This is a genomic window from Paracoccus sp. MC1862 (assembly GCF_016617715.1).
Classification (GTDB): domain Bacteria; phylum Pseudomonadota; class Alphaproteobacteria; order Rhodobacterales; family Rhodobacteraceae; genus Paracoccus.
In genome coordinates this window covers 3166560-3187282 of sequence record NZ_CP067225.1, presented here as the reverse complement: position 1 = coordinate 3187282, position 20723 = coordinate 3166560, and the positions used below count along the sequence as shown (strand labels likewise).

General features: G+C 69.8%; 18 protein-coding genes and 1 pseudogene. 8 read left to right on the top strand and 11 right to left on the bottom strand.

The features are described from left to right. Window positions 1-153 precede the first annotated feature (153 nt). From JGR78_RS15765 to JGR78_RS18655, 5 genes and pseudogenes are all read right to left on the bottom strand, one after another. A complete protein-coding gene (locus tag JGR78_RS15765; RefSeq protein ID WP_182803447.1) occupies window positions 154-1275 on the bottom strand; it encodes a FliM/FliN family flagellar motor switch protein in 1122 nt (373 codons plus the stop codon). Window positions 1276-1398: 123 nt separating this feature from the next. Further along, window positions 1399-2241 carry an ATP-binding protein gene (locus JGR78_RS15760; protein ID WP_182790964.1) on the bottom strand — a complete coding sequence of 281 codons (843 nt, stop codon included), beginning with the start codon at window positions 2239-2241 and terminating at the stop codon, window positions 1399-1401. After that, window positions 2231-3085, bottom strand: coding sequence for a twin-arginine translocase subunit TatC (gene tatC, locus JGR78_RS15755; RefSeq protein WP_182790965.1), 855 nt, complete (start codon window positions 3083-3085; stop codon window positions 2231-2233). Before tatC ends, JGR78_RS15760 begins: the two co-directional genes overlap by 11 nt. 3 nt (window positions 3086-3088) lie before the next feature. Next, window positions 3089-3607 (bottom strand): Sec-independent protein translocase protein TatB, encoded by a 519-nt coding sequence (tatB, locus tag JGR78_RS15750; protein WP_182790966.1) that lies wholly within the window; start codon window positions 3605-3607, stop codon window positions 3089-3091. A 153-nt stretch (window positions 3608-3760) separates the two neighbouring features. After that, a pseudogene (locus tag JGR78_RS18655) lies at window positions 3761-3967 on the bottom strand (twin-arginine translocase TatA/TatE family subunit); the annotation flags it as partial. Between the two features lie 223 nt (window positions 3968-4190). Between JGR78_RS18655 and JGR78_RS15740 the strand changes: the two are divergent. Further along, complete coding sequence (locus JGR78_RS15740) at window positions 4191-4766, top strand: TIGR02281 family clan AA aspartic protease (RefSeq protein WP_182790968.1); 576 nt, start codon at window positions 4191-4193, stop codon at window positions 4764-4766. A gap of 212 nt (window positions 4767-4978) precedes the next feature. Here the strand turns inward: JGR78_RS15740 and JGR78_RS15735 are convergent, their stop codons facing one another. Both JGR78_RS15735 and JGR78_RS15730 read right to left on the bottom strand, forming a co-directional pair. After that, window positions 4979-5428, bottom strand: a complete 450-nt coding sequence (locus JGR78_RS15735; RefSeq protein ID WP_182790969.1) for a DNA polymerase III subunit chi — start codon at window positions 5426-5428, stop codon at window positions 4979-4981. 9 nt (window positions 5429-5437) lie between these two features. Then, window positions 5438-7051 carry a leucyl aminopeptidase gene (locus JGR78_RS15730; RefSeq protein ID WP_182790970.1) on the bottom strand — a complete coding sequence of 538 codons (1614 nt, stop codon included), beginning with the start codon at window positions 7049-7051 and terminating at the stop codon, window positions 5438-5440. A gap of 142 nt (window positions 7052-7193) precedes the next feature. On the opposite strand from JGR78_RS15730, the gene lptF reads away from it, so the two are divergent. From lptF to rsmA, 6 genes are all read left to right on the top strand, one after another. After that, on the top strand, window positions 7194-8333 hold the full coding sequence (gene lptF, locus JGR78_RS15725; RefSeq protein ID WP_182790971.1) for an LPS export ABC transporter permease LptF: 1140 nt from the start codon (window positions 7194-7196) through the stop codon (window positions 8331-8333). After that, window positions 8330-9448, top strand: a complete 1119-nt coding sequence (lptG, locus tag JGR78_RS15720) for an LPS export ABC transporter permease LptG (RefSeq protein WP_182790972.1) — start codon at window positions 8330-8332, stop codon at window positions 9446-9448. Before lptF ends, lptG begins: the two co-directional genes overlap by 4 nt. Continuing rightward, window positions 9445-11793: an LPS-assembly protein LptD gene (locus JGR78_RS15715; RefSeq protein WP_182803449.1), complete on the top strand. Its 2349-nt coding sequence runs from the start codon at window positions 9445-9447 to the stop codon at window positions 11791-11793. The genes lptG and JGR78_RS15715 overlap by 4 nt, the downstream gene beginning before the upstream one ends. Window positions 11794-11839: 46 nt before the next feature. Further along, window positions 11840-13186: a peptidylprolyl isomerase gene (locus JGR78_RS15710; RefSeq protein ID WP_182803451.1), complete on the top strand. Its 1347-nt coding sequence runs from the start codon at window positions 11840-11842 to the stop codon at window positions 13184-13186. Between the two features lie 10 nt (window positions 13187-13196). Then, the gene (gene pdxA, locus JGR78_RS15705; RefSeq protein WP_182803453.1) at window positions 13197-14168 is read left to right on the top strand and encodes a 4-hydroxythreonine-4-phosphate dehydrogenase PdxA; all 972 of its coding nucleotides are present in this window, start codon (window positions 13197-13199) and stop codon (window positions 14166-14168) included. A gap of 64 nt (window positions 14169-14232) precedes the next feature. Continuing rightward, the gene (gene rsmA / locus JGR78_RS15700; RefSeq protein WP_182803456.1) at window positions 14233-15087 is read left to right on the top strand and encodes a 16S rRNA (adenine(1518)-N(6)/adenine(1519)-N(6))-dimethyltransferase RsmA; all 855 of its coding nucleotides are present in this window, start codon (window positions 14233-14235) and stop codon (window positions 15085-15087) included. A 311-nt stretch (window positions 15088-15398) separates the two neighbouring features. Here the strand turns inward: rsmA and JGR78_RS15695 are convergent, their stop codons facing one another. The 3 genes from JGR78_RS15695 to prfA all read right to left on the bottom strand — a co-directional run bounded on the left by JGR78_RS15695 (window position 15399) and on the right by prfA (window position 18385). Further along, a complete protein-coding gene (locus tag JGR78_RS15695; protein ID WP_182790977.1) occupies window positions 15399-16268 on the bottom strand; it encodes a DUF4167 domain-containing protein in 870 nt (289 codons plus the stop codon). 234 nt (window positions 16269-16502) lie between these two features. After that, complete coding sequence (gene prmC / locus JGR78_RS15690; protein WP_234450785.1) at window positions 16503-17333, bottom strand: peptide chain release factor N(5)-glutamine methyltransferase; 831 nt, start codon at window positions 17331-17333, stop codon at window positions 16503-16505. Then, window positions 17330-18385: a peptide chain release factor 1 gene (gene prfA / locus JGR78_RS15685; protein ID WP_200559362.1), complete on the bottom strand. Its 1056-nt coding sequence runs from the start codon at window positions 18383-18385 to the stop codon at window positions 17330-17332. Before prfA ends, prmC begins: the two co-directional genes overlap by 4 nt. 137 nt (window positions 18386-18522) lie before the next feature. On the opposite strand from prfA, the gene JGR78_RS15680 reads away from it, so the two are divergent. Continuing rightward, a complete protein-coding gene (locus JGR78_RS15680; protein ID WP_371816650.1) occupies window positions 18523-19821 on the top strand; it encodes a cytochrome c peroxidase in 1299 nt (432 codons plus the stop codon). 63 nt (window positions 19822-19884) lie between these two features. Here the strand turns inward: JGR78_RS15680 and JGR78_RS15675 are convergent, their stop codons facing one another. Beyond that, window positions 19885-20544: a YceI family protein gene (locus JGR78_RS15675; protein WP_182803458.1), complete on the bottom strand. Its 660-nt coding sequence runs from the start codon at window positions 20542-20544 to the stop codon at window positions 19885-19887. Window positions 20545-20723: the final 179 nt, after the last annotated feature.

The window sequence follows — 20723 nt, the reverse complement described above, 5'->3', positions numbered from 1 at the left end:
TGCCAAACCTGAAGACATTTGAATTCTCGCATTCCCCCCAGCATGAAAGCACCTGAAGCAGGAGCGTGCGAACGCTCCTGATTACTCCTGCTGACCCAAGTGCACCGGGGAACGCGGTGGCGCCAGACCCGTGCGCCGACAGCGTGGGACGGATCAGCCGGCTTTCAGGGGCAGCGATGCCATGTCGCCGTGCCGGAACTCGTCGGGCGCGTCCAGGTCGGCGATCGGCGGCTCACCAGCATCCCGGTGGATCGGCCCGGTCAATGCGCCGGCACCCTGATCCCTGGCGGCTGGTTCGGGGACGGCCGGTTTCTCTGCATCGCGTGTCAGGCGCAGGGCGTGTCGGCCTGCAAGCTCGCCCAGCTTGCCGCGGAACAGCACCTGGCCCGTTGCCGTCTCAAGACTGGCATTCGCCAGCACATGCGGCGGCAGGGCGATCATGTCGCCCGGCATCAGCCCTCGCAGTTCCCCCAGCGAGATCATGCGGCGGCAGAGAATCCCCGCAAGGTCGATCGGAGCCGCGCGGACCGCCTCGGACAAGGTCGCCGCGGCGGAAGCTCCTGCGGGGGCCAGTGCGGGTTTGTCCACTGCCATGGCAGTCGCGGGACGCGCGGCGGGTTCTGGCCGCGCCGGCAGCGCGATGAGGATGCGGCCGTCGCGCTGGCCGGTCTCGCCGGCGCGAAGCCGGGCCTGCACAAGATGGAAGCTGCCGTCCTCCAGCATCAACTCAAGCGGGCGGGGGTCCTCAAGGAAGCTCGCGTAGCGGAAACCGCGCAGTCCCTCTCCATCGGGCGGCAGGACAAGTTCCTCGCCCAGTTCGGAAAGACAGGCGTTGATGAGATCGGCGCAGATCAGGCCATCGGCCCGTGTCGGCCGCCGCACCGAGGGCGCACGGGCCGAGATGCGGCCTGTGGCCTGCATCTCGATCACCGCGCCGAGAAGGCCGGGGCAGATTGCGACGACCCCCAGGGCTTCGCCCGGCCCCTCGACGACAGAAATCAGCGCCCGTTCGGGGAAAAGCTCGGCCAGTTCGGCCAGGGCGGCCCGGTCATAGTCCAGCCGATCGAAGAACAGGCGCAGTCCGTGGACCCGATCCGCCGCCCGACCGATCGCCCCGGCGACGATCCGGTCCAGCCCGCGTCCCGTGGAAATTGGCAGGGCGGCCGCTTCGGATGCGGCACCTGCAGCGGCCCGGCGCGCCCCCGCGGCCGCAACATGGCGGCGCAGAGCCGATCCGCCCGCCGGCGCTTTCCCGTTTTCTGCCGCGGCCTGCATCGCCTGCCCGAATCGCCAATGTCCTGCGGCGAATCTGGCGGAAAATCCTTTCCGGCAGGTTAGCGTCGCCCCGTCAGAACCTAAAAATCGGCTTGCACCGGAAAGACAGGCAAAGCCCCCGGCTTAGAGCGACAGCCCCCTGCGCCCCGCCAGATCGGTGAAGAATTGCCAGGCAACCCGGCCAGAGCGCGCCCCGCGCGTGGCCTGCCACTCGATGGCCTCCGCCCGCAGGGTGGCGGGATCGACCTTGAGCCCGTAGGCGGCGCAATAGCCCTGGATCATCGCCAGGTATTCGTCCTGCCCGCAGGTGTGGAACCCAAGCCACAGGCCGAAGCGGTCGGACAGCGAGACTTTTTCCTCGACCGCCTCGCCGGGGTGGATGGCGGTCGCGCGTTCATTGTCGATCATGTCGCGCGGCATCAGGTGACGCCGGTTCGAGGTCGCATAAAGCACCACGTTCGGCGGGCGCCCGGCAAGGCCGCCATCCAGCACCGCCTTCAGGGACTTGTATTGCGCGTCGTCGCCGGAAAACGACAGGTCATCCGCAAACAGGACGAAACGCCGGTCGCTGTCGGCCAGGATCGCCAGCAGCCGCCCGACCGAATCGAGGTCGTCGCGGGCGATTTCCACCAGCACCAGCGGCAGGCCCTGCGCCACCGCCTCGGCATGGACGGCCTTGACCAGCGAGGATTTTCCCATCCCCCGCGCACCCCACAGAAGCGCGTTGTTCGCCGCATGGCCGCGGGCGAATTGCAGCGTGTTGGCCAGAAGGGTGTCGCGGGCGCGGTCAATGCCGACCAGTTGATCCAGCGGCACCCGGTTCACGCGGCGAACGGGGTCAAGCCGGTCAGGGCCGGTGTGCCAGACATAGGCCTCGGCCTCGGTGAAGCTGGGGGACGGTGCAGGCGGCGGCGACAGGCGGTCCAGCGCATCGGCGATCCGCGTCAGCGCGGGATCAGTCGTCATCAACATCGACCCACAGCCCTTCCGCGCGCAACTGCGCCTCTCGTTTCGCTTCGATGCGTTTCACAAGCTGGATAGCGACCTCGTAAAGCGCGTAGATCACCGTGAACAGCACAAGCTGGCTGATGACATCCGGCGGCGTGACCATGGCGGCCAGTATGAGGATCAGCACCACCGCATAGCGCCGCATGGAGGCAAGCCCCGCTGCCGACACCAGCCCCGCCTTGCCCATCAGCGTCAGCGCCACCGGCAGTTGGAACGACAGGCCGAAAGCCAGCACGAACTTGGTCGTCAGCGACAGGTATTCGCTGATCGAGCCTTGGAAGACGATGCCCGCCATCCGGTCGTCGGTGGCGACCGGGACGGTTGGATCGTCGGGCAGGTCCAGCGGGCCGCTCTGGAAGCCCAGGAAGAAATCGAAGGCCCAAGGCAGGATGATGTAATAGGCGAAGGCGCCGCCGATCATGAACATCACCGGCGAGGCGACCAGGAAGGGCAGGAAGGCGTTCTTTTCCGAACGATAAAGCCCCGGCGCGATGAAGCGCCACAGTTGATAGGCGATCACCGGGAAGGCGAGAATGAAGCCACCGAACATGGCGATCTGCATGGCCAGGAAGAAGCCTTCCTGCACCTTCAGCATGATCAGCCCGCATTCCTGCCCGCGCTTGGCCAGCGCCCCGCAGATCGGATGGGTCAGGAAGTCGAAGATCGGCTTCCAGACGAAATAGCACAGGATGGCGGCACCGACAAAAGCCATCACCGACCAGATCAGGCGGGTGCGAAGCTCGGCCAGATGCTCGATCAGCGGGGCGGAACTGTCGTCGATGTCGTCAGGACGTTGGGCCAAGCCTCAGCTCCGGTCGGTGCGGCGGACGGCGTGCAGCCGGCGGGCGCCGGGTTGTGGCGCCTCGGCCGAGGGTGCGCCGGTGGCGGGCGGCGCGGCGGGGGCCACGACCTTCTCCTCCCCCCCGGGGGCGGAAGCTGCGGGGGCGGGGTCCGCCTTGGCCTCAGGCTTCGGGGGCTTCGGCGCGGAAGGATCGGGTATGGCGGACTTGCCCTCCTTCCCCTCGCGCACCGGCTGCAGCGGGTCCCATTTCTCGAACTTGTCGGCGGCGCGGCCCAGCGCGTCCAGGCCCATCGACTTGGTGCTGGTCAGCTTCTGCAGGTCGCGCAATTCCTTGGTGGCCTCCTGCACGCCCGAGGCTCTTGCCGCGTCCTCCATCGCCGAGGAGAATTCGCGCGCCATGCCACGGGCACGCGACAGGATGCGGCCAAGCGTGTGAAACATCACCGGCAGATCCTTGGGGCCGATGACGATAAGCGCCACCACCCCGATCAGCAGAAGCTCGGTCCAGCCGACATCCAGCATGACTTTCCCGTGTGCTCGTTCGACTTACAGGCGGTCGGTGTCGCGCGGGGTCACGTCGCGCAGCGCCTCGGTGCGGCTGGCGCGGGCAGCATCGGCTTCGGCCTGGATGCGCTCGGCCTCGGCGCGGGCCTTGGCGGCGGCGCGTTCCAGATCGTCGGCGGTGCGTTCAGCGGTAACGGCGCGCTCGGTCGTGGCGTCGGCGGTGCGCTCGATTTCCTCGCTGCCGTCGCGCACGCCGCGCTTGAAGGCGGTGATCCCCTTGCCGACCTCGCCCATCAGGGACGAGACCTTGCCCCGGCCGAACAGGACCAGGACGACGATGGCGATCAGCAGAAGCGCCATGGGTGAAGGTGCGTGCATCGTCTCTCTCCGTTGTCGGGCCGCGGGGCCCGGCGCGGACGCTCGGGCATGAGCGGCCGTTTCACTGCATATAAGGACATGGGGGCCGGGCCGAAAGACCCTTTGCGGTCACAGGTCAGAGCGTCGCAGGCCCCTTTCTTTCCCCCGGAATCCGGCCCGAGGCTGGCGCTTTGCCGCTGCCGACCCCAGATCGGCGCCATCCGCCCGACAAGGAGCCCGCCGCATGAGCGTCGATCCCGCCCGACTGATGTTCCTGCTGCTGCTGGTCTTCGCGCTGGGTGGGTTCGTGGTGGTCGAGTTCCGCCGCAACGCCGGCTCGACCTCGCGCGCGGTGATGGCCTGGACGCTGATCTTCGTCGCAGTGATCGCGGCGGCCGGCCTGTGGGAGGACATCCGCCGGCAGGTCCTGCCCCGCCAGGCGATGGTCAGCCCGACCCGGATCGAGGTGCCCATCGGGCCGGACGGCCATTTCCACCTGACGGCCGAGCTGAACGGCGTGCCCGTGCGCTTTGTCGTGGATACCGGAGCGTCGTCCATGGCGCTCAGCCCGCGCGATGCGGAACGGGTGGGCATCGACCTTGACCGGCTGGCCTTCGCCGGTCAGGCGCGCACCGCGAACGGGCTGGTGCCGACCGCCACGGTGCGGCTGGACAGCGTGGCCATCGGCGACATCGTGGACCAGAACGTCCCCGCCATCGTGATCCGGGGCGAGGTGGATCGCTCGCTTCTGGGGATGGACTACCTCGGCAGATTCGCCCGCGTGGGCTTCGAGGGCGGCACGCTGGTGCTGGAACGCTGAGGCCGCCTCAAGGCACCGTCGCTTGTGCGACCGAGGTCCACCCGGGGGCCAACCCCATCATCGTATACGACCATCCCGGATATCTTGCCGAAGAAAAAAGGCTGCTCGCCTGCTTCAGGCGCATTCTTCTTTGCCCAAATATCCCGGGGTCCGGGGCAGAGCCCCGGTCCGAGGATCCAGCCGGAGGCGCGGCATCCCGGTCCGGCGTCCTGTCACCGCTTCTTCTCCCACCGCCCAGCGGCCTCGGACCAGTATTCCGCGGCAACCCTTGCGCCCGTCAGGTTTCGCCACTGATCCCGCGCGCGCTCTACTGCCGCGGGGTCGTTGCCGTCGAAGACCACGCAGACCCGTTGTGCCCGAATACATTCGGCCGGGTCGATGGCCGCGCCGTCGATTGCGATCAGGCAATCGGCGCCCGGCGGCTCGTCCTGCCCGGCCACGGTCAGCAGCACCGGCTGCAACGCGTCATGCGGCCCGCCCGCAAGGCCGTGGGGCAGGAAGCCGTCGCCCTGCCACAGAAGCTCGTCCAGCCGCGCCATGCGGGCGGATTCGGTGCCGCGCAGTTCCACCCGCCAGCCGGCCTGCCGCGACTTGGCCGCCAGCGACGGCACCAGCGCCTCGGCCGTCGAGCGGGTCAGGTGATAGAACAGCGCGTTGCCCAAGAATCGGCCTTATTCCGCCTCGAACCGGTCGCGGATCAGCCGGTCGAGCGTCATCACCCCCCAGCCCGTCGGTCCCTTGGGCGCCAGCGTGGTTTCCCCCGGCGGCAGCGCCACCCCCGCGATGTCCAGATGCGCCCAAGGGGTGCCCTTGCGGATGAAGCGCTGCAGGAACTGCGCCGCGGTGATGGACCCCGCGGGCCGCCCGCCCGAGTTCTTCATGTCCGCCAGCCGCGACTTGATGAGATCGTCGTAAGCCGGCCCCAGCGGCATCCGCCACAGCCCCTCGCCCGTGGCATCCGCCGCCCTCAGCAGATCCCCCGCCAGCGCGTCGTCGTTGGAAAACAGTCCGGCCTTCTCATGCCCCAGCGCCACGATGATCGCGCCCGTCAGGGTGGCGAGGTTCACCACCGCCGCAGGCTGGAAGCGGTCCTGCGCGTACCAGAGGACATCGGCCAGCACCATCCGCCCCTCGGCGTCGGTGTTCACGACCTCGATGCTGTTGCCCTTCATCGAGCGCACGATGTCGCCCGGCCGCTGAGCGCGGCCGTCGGGCATGTTCTCGACCAGCCCGACCAAGCCCACGACGTTGGCTTTCGCCCGGCGCAGCGCCAGCGTCCGCATGACGCCTGCGACGACGCCCGCGCCGCCCATGTCCATGGTCATCTCCTCCATCCCCTGAGCGGGCTTGATGGAGATGCCGCCGGTGTCGAAGACCACGCCCTTGCCGACGATCGCGAAGGGAGCTTCCTCCCCGCCGCCCTGCCAGCGCATGACGACGACCTTGGTGGGGCTTTCCGACCCCTGCCCCACCGCCAGCAGCGCCCGCATGCCGAGGCGCGCGAGTTCGTCCTCGTCCAGCACCTCGACCTCAAGGCCAAGCTCGCGCATCGCCAGCAGGCGGTCAGCGAAATCGGTGGTGGTCAGGACGTTCGCGGGCTCGTTCACCAGATCGCGGGTGAAGAACACGCCCTCGGCCAGCGCCGCCCCCGCCTGTGCCTCGCGCGCCGCCGCCTCGGGGTCGGCGCAGAGGACGGTGACGCGGGCCTTTTCCGGCTGCGGCGGCTCGGCGGTTTTTCCGGTCGTGCCCGGCTCGGGTTCGGCACCCGCGGCGTCATTCAGCCGCGCGTCGGGCGCGGCGCCGTGGGTGGTGCTTTGCGGCGCGGCGGCGGGCAGGTCGCCGGCGGTCTCCTCGGCCCCGGCCTCGGCCTGCGGCGCGGACTTGTAGGCCGGAAAGTCATAGCCGCGCAGCGCGATCCCCAGCGTCAGGTCGGCCACCGGCGTGCGCGGATCGCAGACCACCGTGACCTCGCCCTTGCCCATGCGGGCGCCGATGGCGGCCCCGGCCTTGCGCGCCAGCGCCGCATCGGCGCGGCGGGGCAGGCGGACAAGCTGCACCGCATCGGCGGCAAGGCCCGCCGGAAAGGCGATCTCCATTGCGCCGCCCGGCTTGACCTCGGCCCATGCCTTCGACCCCAGCGCGCGGGACAGGCTCTTGCGGACAGGGCCCGGCAGCCCCTTGGGCAACTGGTCGCGCTCGCCGACGATCAGGGCAAGCCGCCCCTCGCGTTCCGAAAGATCGGCGTCGGCGGCGGGCATGAAACGGATTTCGACGGGATGGGTCATCGGGAAGCCTTCGGTTGCGCGAGCGTGGCAGAGCCTAAGCCCCACCCGCCGCCTTGACCAGACCGGCCAGGCAGCGGCCCGAAGGGCTTTCGCCGGACCCCTCGCCCGGCTAATCAGGACGGGCCCGCAGCCAGGATGGGACATGACCCGGATCGACCGATACATGCTGTCGCAATTCCTGACCCAGTTCGGGTTCTTCGCGCTGGTGCTGGTGTCGGTCTACTGGATCAACCGCGCCGTGCGGCTGTTCGAGCAACTGATCCAGGATGGCCAGACCGCGCTGGTGGTGCTGGAATTCACGGCCCTGACCCTGCCCGTCGTGATCGCGCTGGTGCTGCCGGTGGCGGCCTTTGCGGCCACGGCCTACGGAACCAACCGGCTGGCGTCGGAATCCGAGCTGACGGTGATGCAGGCGGCAGGGCTGTCGCCCTGGCGGCTGGCGCGCCCGGCGCTGGTCTTCGGGCTTCTGGTCGGGCTGATGGTCGCGATCCTCGCCCATGGGCTGGTGCCCATGGCCCGCGCCCGGCTGGCCGAGCGGCAGGCCGACATCGCAGAAAACGTTTCCGCCCGCTTCCTGCGCGCAGGCGCCTTCCAGCATCCCGGCGACGGCGTGACCCTGTTCATCGGCGAGATCGCGCCCGACGGCCGCCTGATCGACCTGTTCCTGGAAGACGCGCGCAACCCAGGCAGCCAGACCATCTACACCGCCGAGGAGGCGCTGGTCCTGCGCGGCGAGACCGGCCCCCGGCTGGTGATGGCGCGGGGCATGGTCCAGACGCTGCGCAGCGCGCCGGGGGCCGAGCCGCGCCTGTCCACCACGCGCTTTGCCGACCTGACCTATGACATCGGCGCGCTGTTTTCCGTCACGGCGCGGCGCGGGCGCGACCTGCGCGACTATTCGACGCCCCGGCTGCTGAATCCAGACCCCGAGATCCTGTCCGCGACCGGCGCCTCGGCCGAGCGCGCGCGGGCGGAAGGGCACGAGCGGCTGGCGCAGCCTCTGCTCGCCCCGGTGGGGGCGCTGCTGGGCTTTTCCATGCTGCTTCTGGGCGGCTTCTCGCGTTTTGGCGTCTGGCGGCAGGTGATCTGGGCGGTGGTGGCGCTGCTCTTCGTGCATTTCCTGTCCACTGCCGCCGCCAGCCGCGCGGCGAAGGCGCCGGAAAGCTGGCCGCTGCTCTATGTGCCCGCGATTGCGGGCGCGGCTATGGTCATGGCGGCGCTGTGGGTGGCGGCCCGGCCGCGGCGGCTGCGCGGGGCGGACCAAGCCGAGGTCGGGCCATGATCCTGCAACGCTATGTCGCCCAACGCTTCCTGCGGCAATTTCTGCTGGTGACGGCAGTCTTCGTGGCGATCCTCTTCCTCATCGACATCGTCGAGCAGATCCGCCGCTTCGGCGGCGACGACATCGGCCTTGCGGGGGCGGCTGGCCTGTCGGCGCTGAACATCACCGAAGGCGTTTATGCGATCCTGCCGCTGATCGCCCTGCTTGCGGGCATCGCGCTGTTTCTGGGGCTGTCGCGCAGTTCGGAAATGGTGGCGATCCGCGCCGCCGGGCGGTCCGGGCTGCGCATCGTGGCCGCGCCCGTCATCACGGCGGTCGTCCTGGGCGCCATTCTCGTCAGCGTGATGAACCCGATGGTGGCAGCCACCACCAAGCGCTACGACGAGGCCGCCGCGCGGGCGAACGGAGAGGTGCCGCAGGCCGTCTCGCTGGGACGGGGCGCGGTCTGGCTGCGGCAGGGTGTGCCGGCGGGCTCGGCCGGGACCGGGCCCGAGGGCGGCCAGATCGTGATCCGCGCGAGCCGCGCCAGCGCCGACGCGACCACGCTTTACAACGCGACCTTTCTGGTCTTCGACGCGACCCAAGGCCCGGTCCGCCGCATCGTCGCGCAGTCGGCGCGGCTCATCAACGGCGCCTGGGCGCTGACCGGGGTGAAGGAATGGCGGCTCGGCAGCGCCAATCCCGAAAGCGCGGCGCTGGCCCTGCCCGGCATGACGCTGCCCACGGAACTGACCGCCGCGCGCATCCGCGACGGCTTCGGCGCACCCGAGGCGATCCCCTTCTGGCAGTTGCCCGATTTCATCGAAGGGCTGGAACGCGCGGGCTTTTCCGCCCTGCGCCACAAGGTCTGGCTGATGATGGAAATCGCCCGGCCCTTCCTGATGGGGGCGATGGTGATGGTCGCGGCCGTCTTCACCATGCGGCCGATGCGAGGGCGGCGCAGCGGGATGCTGGTGCTGACCGCCTTCATCACCGGCGTGGGGCTGTTCTTCCTGCGCAACCTGACGCAGGTTCTGGGAGAGGCCGGCGAGGTGCCGCCCGCCTTCGCCGCCTTCGCGCCCCCGCTGATCGCGGCGCTGCTGGCACTGACCGCCCTTCTGCGGCTGGAGGAATGATGACCGCGCCTGCCCGCATCCTCCGCCGCGGCACGGCCGCCCTGGCCATCGGCCTTGCGCTGGCGACCGCCGCCTCGGCGCAGACTGACCTGACCGCGCCCTCGGTTCCTTTCGTGGGCAGAGGCGGGCCGGCACTTGCGCCGACGGAATCGAACCGGCGCGGCGACCGGCTGGCCGACGGAACCAGCTTCACCGCGCTGCCTGTGGTGATCGCGCCCCGGCGGCCGCCCGCGCGGGTCGAAACGCCGCCCGAGCCGGATGACGCGGCCACGCTTCTTGCCGATCACGTCGATCTGTCGGGCGACCGGGTGCTGACCGCATCGGGCGGGGTCGTGATCTGGTTCCGCGGCGCGCGGCTGATCGCCGAGCGGGTGATCTATGACGGCAATGCGGGCACGCTGGCGATCGAGGGGCCGATCCACCTGACCGAGCCGGGCAGCGAGAGCACCCAATCGGAAGTCATCCTGATCGCCGACGCCGCGCAACTGGACGAGGACCTGCAGGACGGGCTGCTGACCGGCGCCCGGATGGTGCTGGCGCGCGAACTGCAGTTCGCCGCAGCCGAGGTCCGCCGCACCGGCCAGGGCCGGATGACCACGCTGACCCATGTGGTCGCTTCCTCCTGCCAGGTCTGCGCTTCGGACCCCACGCCCTTGTGGGAGATCCGCGCCCGCCGCATCACCCATGACGCCGAAACCCGGCGCATCCATTTCGACCGCCCGCAGTTCCGCGCCTTCGGCCTGCCTGTCGCGACCCTGCCCGTGCTGTCCGCCCCCGATCCCACGGTCGAGCGGATGACCGGCTTCCTCGCGCCCCGCTTCCGCACGACCTCGGGGCTGGGGTTCGGGGTGATGCTGCCCTATTTCATCACCTTGGGCGACAGCGCCGACCTGACGTTGACGCCCTATGTCTCGGCCAGCCGCACCTCCACGCTGGGGCTGCGCTACCGGCAGGCCTTCGTGAACGGCGCCGCCGAGATCAACGGCGCGATCTCGGACGACGACCTGGCCTCGGGGACGCGCGGCTATCTGTTCGCGAACGCCGCCTTCCGGCTTCCCCGCGATTACCTGCTGGGGCTGCAGCTTCAGACCGCCTCGGACCGCGCCTACCTGCTGGATTACGACATCACCGACGCCGACCGGCTGTGGAGCGGGGTGACGCTGGACCGCGTCGCCCGCGACCGGCTGGTGACTGCCCGCGTCGGCCGCTACGAGGCCCTTCGCGACGAGGAGGACAACGCGGCATTCCCCGACCTTGTCGCCGACGCGCTGTGGGAACGGCGGTTCCGCCCTGCGCTGATCGGCGGCGAGGGCGGGGTGCAACTGTCCGTCCACGCCCATCGGCGCCGCTCGGGCGAGGACATCGAGGGCCGCGACATGGCCCGCGGCTCGGCCCGGCTGGACTGGCAGCGCAACGAGATCCTGCCCCTTGGGATCGTCGCGGCGATGCAGGGGCGGCTGGACGCGGACCTTTACCGCATCCGCGACGACAGCCGCTTCGACGCGACCGAGGCCCGCGCGACCCCGGTCGGCGCCATTGAGCTGCGCTGGCCGCTGTTGTCGCGGGGCGGCCCGGCCGCGAACCTGCTGGAACCCGTGCTGCAGGCCGTCTGGTCGCCGGAACTGGACAACGAGGACGAGGTGCCGAACGAGGATTCCCGCCTGATCGAGTTCGACGAGGGGAACCTGTTTTCTCTGGACCGCCTGCCCGGCCGCGATGCGGTGGAAGGGGGTCTGCGGGCGAACCTCGGGCTGACATGGACGCGGATCGACCCGGCGGGCTGGTCCTTGGGGGTGACGGCGGGCCGGGTGCTGCGCAACGACCCGGACCCCGCCTTTGAACGCGGCGGCGAGGTGCTGTCCGGCCGCCAGTCCGACTGGCTGCTGTCCGCGACCTATTCCGATTCCAGCGGCCTTGCCGTCGCCAACCGGGCGCTGTTCGACAGCGACCTGTCGATCCACCGCGACGAGCTGCGCGTGGGCTGGCTGCGCCCCGGCCTCGAACTCTCCGCGGGCTATCTGTGGATCGACGCCCGGACCGAGGAAGGCCGCCCGCGCGACGTGTCCGAACTGACCGCCACCACCGGCTGGCAGGTGGCCCAAGGCTGGCGCGCGACGGCCGAGACCCGCTACGACTTTGCCGCCGACCGGGCGCAGAAGGCGGAACTGGGGCTGGAATACCGCAACGAATGCGTGACGGTGGACCTGTCGGTGTCGCGCCGCTTCACCTCGTCGGACACGGTTCGGGCCGACACGGACGTAGGGCTGTCGGTGCGGCTGGGCGGCTTCGGGCGCTCGCGCGCCGATGGCGTGGCGACGGTGGCGCGGCGGTCCTGCCTGCGCTAGGTTGGCCTGCAAGAACAGAACGGCAAGACCTGAGGACGGGGCGACGATGCGGCGGATTCTTCACGCGACGACCATGGCGGTGGCTCTGGGGGCGACGGCCCTGCCCGCGCTGGCCCAGACGGAGCCGCTGTCGCCCGTGGTGTATGTCAACAACTCGGCCGTGACGCAGTATGAGCTGGACCAGCGCATCCGCTTCATGCAGATCCTGCGCGCCCCCGGCGCCGACCGCGAGGGCGCGCTGCAGGCGCTGATCGACGACCGGCTGAAGATGGACATCGCCAGGCAACTCGGCATCGCCGTCACCGACGAGGGGCTGGAAGCGGGGCTGGCCGAGTTCGCAGGCCGCGCCGGGCTCGGCATCGAGGAATTCGCCGCCGCGCTTGGCCGCGAGGGGGTCGAGCGGCAGGCTTACCGCGATTTCGTCCGCACCGGCGTCGCCTGGCGCGAGGTCATCCGCCAGCGCATCGTGCCCACCATCGATGTCAGCGACCGCGAGGTCGAGCAGGAGCTGACCCGCGAGATCGAGACACCGATTATTACCCAGGTCCTGCTGTCGGAACTGGTGCTCCCCGCCCCGCCCGGGCAGGAGCAATCCGCGCTGGCGCTGGCGCAGCAACTGTCGGGGTCGGTGACGACCGAGGCCCAGTTCGCCGCCGCCGCCCGCCAGTATTCGGCGGTGCCGACCGCGCCGCAGGGCGGGCAGCTTCCCTGGACGCCGCTGGCGAACCTCGCGCCCGGCCTGCGCGACATCATCCTGCAGTTGCCACCCGGCTCGATCAGCCAGCCGCTTCCGGTGCAGGGCGCGGTGGTCCTGTTCTTCCTGCGCCAGACGCAGGGCCGCCTTCGGGCAGGGGCCGAGTCGCAGACCGTCGATTACGTCGAGCTTGCCCTGCCCTCGGCGGCCGAAGGTGCCCGCATCCTGTCCGTTGCCGACAGTTGCGAGCAGGTCTTCGTCGAGGCCAACCGTTTCGCCGGCGACGTGATCCGGCGGCAGACGCAGCCCCTGTCGGCGGTGCCGCTGGACGTGGCGCAGCGGATCGCCTCGCTGGACCGCAACGAAGGCACGGTGATCGACTATGGCGGGGGTGCGCGGCTGGTGATGCTCTGCAGCCGCACGCCCGCGCTGATCGCCGACACGGCCGAGCCCACCACCCTGCCCGGCCTGCCGGTGCCCCCGCGGCGCGAGGCGCCCCCTCCCAGCGCCGCCGAAGCGCCCAATGCCGCGAACGCCGCCGCCGATGCAGCCGCCGCGGCAGGCGTCGCCACGCCCGGCGACCCGCCGCTGCGGACGCGCGAGGAGGTGCGGGCGGTGATCTTCAACCGCAAGGTCAACGCGGCCGCCGACGCCTACCTGGCCGAGTTGCGCGCCGACGCGCTGATGCGCCGCCCGTGAGCCGGCGCCCGTGACCCCGCCGCTGATCCTGACCTGCGGCGAACCCGCGGGCATCGGCCCGGAACTCGCCCCTCTGGCGCTGGTTGCGGGCGTGCCCTTCGTCTGGCTTGGCGACCCCCGGCATCTGCCGGAGGGCACGGTCTGGGCCGGGGTCACGGCGCCCGGCGATCCCGTCGCATCCGGTACGCTGCCCGTCTTGCGCCACGACTTCGCTGCCCCTGCGACTCCCGGCCGCTCCGATCCAGCCAATGCGCAAGGCATCATCGACGTAATCGCCCGCGCCGTGGCGCTGGCAATGGAAGGGAAAGCGGGTGGCATCTGCACCCTGCCCATCAGCAAGCAGGCCCTGAAGGAAGGCGCAGGCTTCGCCTTTCCCGGCCATACCGAATACCTCGCCCACCTCTCTGGCGGGGCCGAGGTGGCGATGATGCTCGCCTCGACCACGGTGCATCCGCCCTGCCGTGTCGTCCCCGCCACGATCCATATCGCGCTCGAACAGGTCCCGCATGCCCTGACGCCCGAGCTGATGGAGCGCACCATCCGCATCACCCATGCGGGCCTGATCCGCGACTTCGGTATCGCGGCCCCCCGCATCGCCGTCGCCGGCCTCAACCCCCACGCGGGCGAGGGCGGCGCCATGGGCCGGCAGGAACTCGACTGGGTTGCCCCCCTCTGCCAGCGCCTTGCGGCCGAGGGAATGCAGGTCACCGGCCCTCTGCCCGCCGACACGATGTTCCACGCCCCCGCTCGCGCCCGCTATGACGCGGCGATCGCCTGCTACCACGACCAGGGACTGATCCCGATCAAGACGCTGGACTTCGCAGGGGGCGTGAACGTCACCCTTGGCCTGCCCTTTGTCCGCACCTCGCCCGACCACGGCACCGCCTTCGACATCGCGGGCCGGGGCCGGGCCGATCCCTCCAGCACCATCGCCGCGCTGCGCATGGCCTGGGATATGGCGCAGAAGCGGTCAGCGGCATGACCGATCTTTCGGCCGCAAATATCCTGCGGGGGTGCGGGGGCGCAAAGCCCCCGCTTGCCGCCCGTTGAGCGCGATCGACGGCCTGCCGCCCCTGCGCGATGTCATTGCCCGCCACGATCTGCGGGCGAAGAAGCAGCTTGGCCAGAACTTCCTTCTGGACCTGAACCTGACCGCCCGCATCGCCCGCGCGGCAGGCGACCTCACCCGATGCGACGTGATCGAGGTCGGCCCCGGCCCCGGTGGCCTGACACGCGGCCTTCTGGCCGAGGGCGCGCGCCACGTGCTGGCCATCGAAAAGGATGCCCGCGCAATTCCCGCGCTGGAGGAAATCGCCGCCGCTTATCCCGGCCGGCTGACGGTGATCCACGGAGACGCGCTGGAGATCGACCCGCTCGCCCATGTCACGCCCCCGGTCCGCATCGCCGCGAACCTGCCCTACAACATCGGGACGGAACTGCTGGTCGGCTGGCTGACCCCACCCGAATGGCCGCCCTTCTGGCAATCACTGACGCTGATGTTCCAGAAGGAGGTCGCGCAGCGCATCGTGGCGAGGCCGGGCGGCAAGGACTATGGCCGCCTTGCGATCCTCGCCCAATGGCGCTGCGAGGCGCGGATCGTCCTGACCCTGCCGCCGCAGGCCTTCGTGCCCGCGCCCAAGGTCGAGTCTGCGGTCGTCCACCTGACCGCCCTGCCCGCGCCGCGCTTTCCGGCCGATCCGCGTGTGCTGGAAGAGATCACCCGCGCCGCCTTCAACCAGCGCCGCAAGATGCTGCGCGCTTCGCTGCGCGGGCTGAATCCGCAGATCGAAACGCTTCTGGCCGAGGCTGGCATCCCGCCGACCGCCCGTGCGGAAGAAATCGACCTGGAACGCTTCTGCATCCTTGCCCGTGCGCTGGCGGCTGCGCGCAGCACGGGCTGACCCCGGCGCTCACCGGACGATCACGGGCAGGAAAGCTGGCAAAGACCCGGCTGCGGCGGCGATCCTGCACGCAGCCATGCAGGAAAGCCGTTGACGTTGTTTGACGAGTTCCCGCCTGAACGATGGGGAGACAGGCACAAGGACATTGTACAAGACAACCTCGCGGGCCAGCAGTCCCAAGGCATTAGACCGTCAGCACGACATGAGCTTCTGCTGGAATCCGTGCCTGCAGCGCAGGACCACCAAACCGCGGAACTTTCCGGGCGGCATTGCAGGAGGCGCGTCCTACGCGCCCCTGCAGTCCTGATGCCTTATTCTTCCCCGGCAGCTTCGGGGGTGGCAACCACAGCCTCGCCGTCCTCAGTGCGGCGGCGACGCTGGGGGGCACGGCGCGGCGTCGTCGCGCGCGGCTTGCGGGTGCGCGGAGGTGCCGCCTGCAGATCGACCGCAGCTTCGTCGCGGCTTTCGGGCGTTTCCACCGGCACCGCATTGTCGTCACCCTGCGCTTCGGGCAGGCCGGGAAGGTCGGGCTGCGAAAGCTCGGGCAGCGCGGCATCCTCGCTGGGCACCGGGTCCGCCTGCGCCTTGACAGCGGGCGCCTCGGCGGCAGGCGTCTCGACGGCGGGGGCCAGCGGCAGGATCTCGGCGGCGGCTTCGGCGGGGGCCTCGGTCACGGGTCCGACGGTCGGGCGTTCGTCGCGGCGGTTGTCCTCGCGCTCGTCACGCCGGTCATTACGATCATCGCGGCGAGGCTGGCGGTTGTCGCTGCGGTCGTCCCGGCGGGTGTCACGCGGCTCGTTGCGGCCGTCGCCGCGATCATCGCGCCGCTCGCCCTGCGGCTGGTTGCCCTGGTAAGGGTAGCCGTTGCGCTGCTCCTCGCGCCCGTCGACGCCGGGCTGCTGGCCGCCGAACTGGGCCTGACGCTCGGCCTGCTCGCGCTGGGCCTCGCCCAGCATCCGCGTGTAATGCTCGGCATGCTGCAGGAAGCTCTGCTCGGCCACGCGGTCGTGGGACAACTGCGCGTCGCGGGCAAGCGCAAGGTATTTCTCGATGATCTGCTGGGGAGTGCCGCGGACTTTCCCTTCGGGGCCGGAGCTGTCGAAGACGCGGTTGACGACGTTGCCCAAAGACCGCGGATTGCTGCGGGACTTGTTGCGCGAGCGGGACTTGGAAGATCTCATCGTGCCAATGTTCTTGGTCCGGCGCGGAACGCCTGGATGCGGTTGGGGTCACGGTGCTGCGGCATGGGCCGGGACAGTGGCCCGGCAATTCGCGGAACTCTCCGGCAACGGTGTGTGCGGATGACCCGTGCGGGGCATCATGCCCCTGTCACGCCGCCTGCTAACCATGCAAGATGATCCATGGCAAGTGAAATCGCCCTGAAACACGGGTCGTTTATTTAAAAATGCATCCGATCAGCCCGGATTGCGCGCCATAATCACCCGGTCGCGCCCGTCAAGATCGTGGCGGAGGCCGATCTGCTGCAACCCGCAGGCCGCGAAAATCGCGCTGACAGCCGCGGCCTGCGTCGGCCCGATCTCGACCGCAAGCCAGCCGCCGGGCGACAGATGCGGCCCTGCCCCCGCGGCGATGGCGCAATAGGCGGAAAGCCCGTCGCCCTCGTCGGTCAGGGCGACGCGGGGTTCCCACTCGCGCACCTCGGGCGACAGGGCGGGCATCTCGTCGGCGGCGATATAGGGAGGGTTCGAAACGATGAGGTCGAAATGGCCTCCGGCCGCCGAGAACCAGTCCGAGCGCCGGAAATCAGCGGCAATGCCCAGTGCGGCGGCATTGCCACGCGCAACCTCCAGCGCCGCTTCGGACAGATCGACCCCAAGGCCCCGTGCGCCGGGACGGTCGGCCAGCAGCGACAGAAGGATTGCCCCGGTTCCGGTGCCGAGATCCAGCACCGAGCGCCATGGCAGTTCCAGCGCGGCGGCCACCAGCGTTTCCGTATCGGGGCGGGGATCGAGGGTGTCGCGGGTGACGCGGAAGCGGTGTTTCCAGAAGTCGCGATAGCCGATGATCTGGCTGACCGGCTGGCGTTCCAGCCGCGCGGCGATGGCCTCCTCGAAGCGTGGGACCGCATCCGGCGGCATCGGCTGCGCCAGCGCATCGCGCAGGGCATGGCGGGGAAGGCCCAGCGCGTGCCCCATCAGCACCAGCGCGTCGCCGGCCGCAGTGTCGATCCCGGCTGCGGCCAGCCGGGCGGTCGCCTCGGCCAGCGCCGCGTGACCGTCCCTCACCCTTCGGCCTCGGCCAGCCGGGCAGCCTGGTCGTGGGCGGTCAGCGCGTCGATGATCTCGGTCAGGTCGCCGCCCATCACCCGGTCCAGCGCATAGATCGTCAGGTTGATCCGGTGGTCCGTCACCCGTCCCTGCGGGAAGTTGTAGGTGCGGATGCGCTCGCTGCGGTCGCCCGAGCCGACCTGTGACCTGCGGTCGGCGGCGCGTTCGGCATCGGCGCGGGACCGTTCCATGTCGTAAAGCCGCGCCCGCAGCACTGCCATCGCGTTGGCGCGGTTCTGGTGCTGCGACTTTTCCGAGCTTGTCACCACGATCCCGGTCGGCAGGTGGGTGATCCGCACCGCTGAGTCCGTCGTGTTGACGTGCTGGCCCCCCGCCCCTGACGAGCGCATGGTGTCGATGCGGATGTCGGCGGCGGGGACGTCGATGTCCACGTCCTCGGCCTCGGGCAGGACCGCCACGGTCGCGGCCGAGGTGTGGATGCGCCCGCCCGATTCCGTTTCCGGCACCCGCTGGACCCGGTGGACGCCGGATTCGTATTTCAGCCGGGCGAAGACCCCCTCGCCCGCGATATGGGCCACGGCCTCCTTGACCCCGCCCAGTTCGGATTCTGCCAGTTCCAGCAGGCGGAAGTCCCAGCCCTGCTGTTCCGCATGGCGCTGATACATCCGCAGCAGGTCGCCCGCGAAAAGCGCGGCCTCGTCGCCCCCGGTGCCGGGGCGGATTTCCAGGATCGCGGGCCGGGCATCCGCCGCGTCCTTCGGCAGCAGCGCCAGCCGCAGCGCCTGTTCCAGTTCCGGCAGAAGCGCGCGCAGGCGGGCGATCTCGTCCTCGGCCAGTTCGCGCATGCCGGGATCGGCCAGCATCGCCTGCGCCTCGGCAAGACCTGCCCGCGCCGCGCGCCATTCGGCGACTTGGGCGACCACCGGCCCGAGCTCGGCATATTCGCGGCTGACGCGCGCAATCTCGTCGGCCTGCGGTCCCGCATTCAGCCGCGCTTCGAGATACTCGAAGCGGCTGACGATCTGGTCGAGGCGGTCGGCGGGCAGCATCCCTGCCGCTTAGACCCCATGACCGGGGGCGGCAAGGGCGCATGAAAGGCGAAAGCTTTGATCTGCATCATGGAACCGTCACTGCCCCGGTGCGATAGTCCGTTGACGCGCGGAAACCGCATCAAGCGAATGGAGCCATGATGACCTACCGTCCCCTTATGTATCTTACCACGGCCCTTGTCCTTGTGGCGCCCGTTGCCTTTGCACAGCCGGCGACCGCCCCCGCCGCCGTTGTCGAACAGGCGCAGGGGGTGCAGGTCCCCGCGGCGGGCGACCCGGCGCAGGAAGCGACCGCCGCGGGCGACGCCGCCCTGGCCCAGGGGTCGACCGAGGAAATCGCCGCCGAAACCGCCGTGACCCCGCCCGAGGGCGGTGCCGTGTCAGACCCCCAAGCCACGCCCGAGGCTGCCGCAGTCGAATCGCCCGATGCCGAACTGCGGGCCGAAGCCGCGGACTGGTTCGAGCCGATCCCCCGCGCCGCCGAACTGCCCAGCGGCCGCCCGATCACGCGCGCGCGGGCGGATCTGGGACGGATGCTGTTCTTCGATCCCCGGATGTCGCTGTCGGGCGTCTTTTCCTGCCACTCGTGCCACAACCTCGGCCTGGGCGGGACGGACCAGCTTGAAGCCTCGGTCGGCCATGGCTGGCAACAGGGGCCGCGCAACTCGCCCACCATGCTGAACGCGGTCTTCAACGCTGCCCAGTTCTGGGACGGCCGCGCCGAGGATCTGGCCGAGCAGGCCAAGGGTCCGGTGCAGGCGGGCGTCGAGATGAACAACACGCCCGAGAACCTGATCGCGACCATCAGTTCGATGCCCGGCTATGTCGAGGCCTTCGAGACGGCCTTCCCCGGCGAGGATGACCCGATCACCTTCGACAACTTCGCCTTGGCGCTTGAAGCGTTCCAGACCACGCTCATCACCCCGAACTCGCGCTTCGACCAGTGGCTCATGGGCGTGGACGGCGCCATGAACGAACAGGAAAAGCGGGGCCTGCAGGCCTATATGGACGCGGGCTGCACGACCTGCCACGCGGGCGTGAACTTCGGCGGGCAGGAATATTTCCCCTTCGGCCTGGTCGAGGCGCCCGACGCCGAGGTGCGCCCCGAGGGCGACGTCGGCCGCTATGAGGTCACCCAGACCGAGGAGGACCAGTATGTCTTCCGCGCCTCGCCGCTGCGCAACGTCGCCCTGACCGCGCCCTATTTCCATTCCGGCAAGGTCTGGAGCCTGGAGGAAGCAGTGAAGATCATGGCGACCGCCCAGCTCGGCACCGAGCTGACCGAGGAACAGGCCGGGGACATCACCGCCTTCCTGATCACGCTGGACGGCGAGCAGCCGCAGGTCGTTCACCCGACCCTGCCCGTCCGCACCGACGAGACGCCGCCCCCCTCGCCGATCGACGCAGCCCCCGGCGCAAATGCCGCGGCGAACTGATCGCGGCTGAAAAGCATCAGGGCCGCCCAAGGGCGGCCCTTTCTTCTGCCAGGTTCGGCCGGATCAGCCCTTGATCGCCTCGACCGAGATCCGGAGCTCCATCTCGTCCGACACCGCCGGCGCGAGCATCCCGAGGTTGAAGTCGCTGCGCTTGATCTCGCCCTCGGCCACGAAGCCGACGGCCGGCTTCTGGGTCATCGGATGCGCGGCCGCCTTGCGAAGATCGACATCCAGCGTCACCGGGGCGGTCACGCCGTTCAGCGTCAGCTCGCCCGTGACCTTGGCCTCGTCGTCATCCTCCAGCTCGACCGAGGTCGAGCGGAAGGTCACCTGCGTGTCGGGCGAGGCGCCGTTCAGCATCTGGTCGCCATACATATGCTGGTCGAGATCCGCGTCGATGGTGCTGATCGACGACAAGGGGAAGCTGGCCTCGACGCTGGAGTTCGCGGGATTCGCCGCGTCCAGGGTGATCGTCCCGGTGACGCCGTTGATCATGCCGTGGCTGATGGAAAAACCCAGGTGATCATACGAGAACACGATCTGGCTGTGGCCCGGGTCGATCACATAGGCGCCGCTGATGTCGCCGCTCTCGGCGGGGGCTGCCGCGGCCTGGGCTGCAGGCTCGGGGGCGGCGGGGGCCTGCTGCGCGTCGGTGGCGGTCTGCGCAAGGGCGGGGGCCGCCAGCAGGGTGGAAAGGGCAAGAACGGAGAGGGTGCGGGTCATGAAGGCTCCTGTCGTTGATGTGGCTATGCAGGGATAGGTAGTGTGAGGAACATCGAACCGCCATTCTTGTTCCGGAAGCAGTCTTCTTCCATCGGTTTGCGCCGAATCCGCTTGCCTGGGGCGGCGCGTCCCCTATAAGGCCCCATTCCTTTCCGCAGTTTTGCGAAACCGGCGCAGCC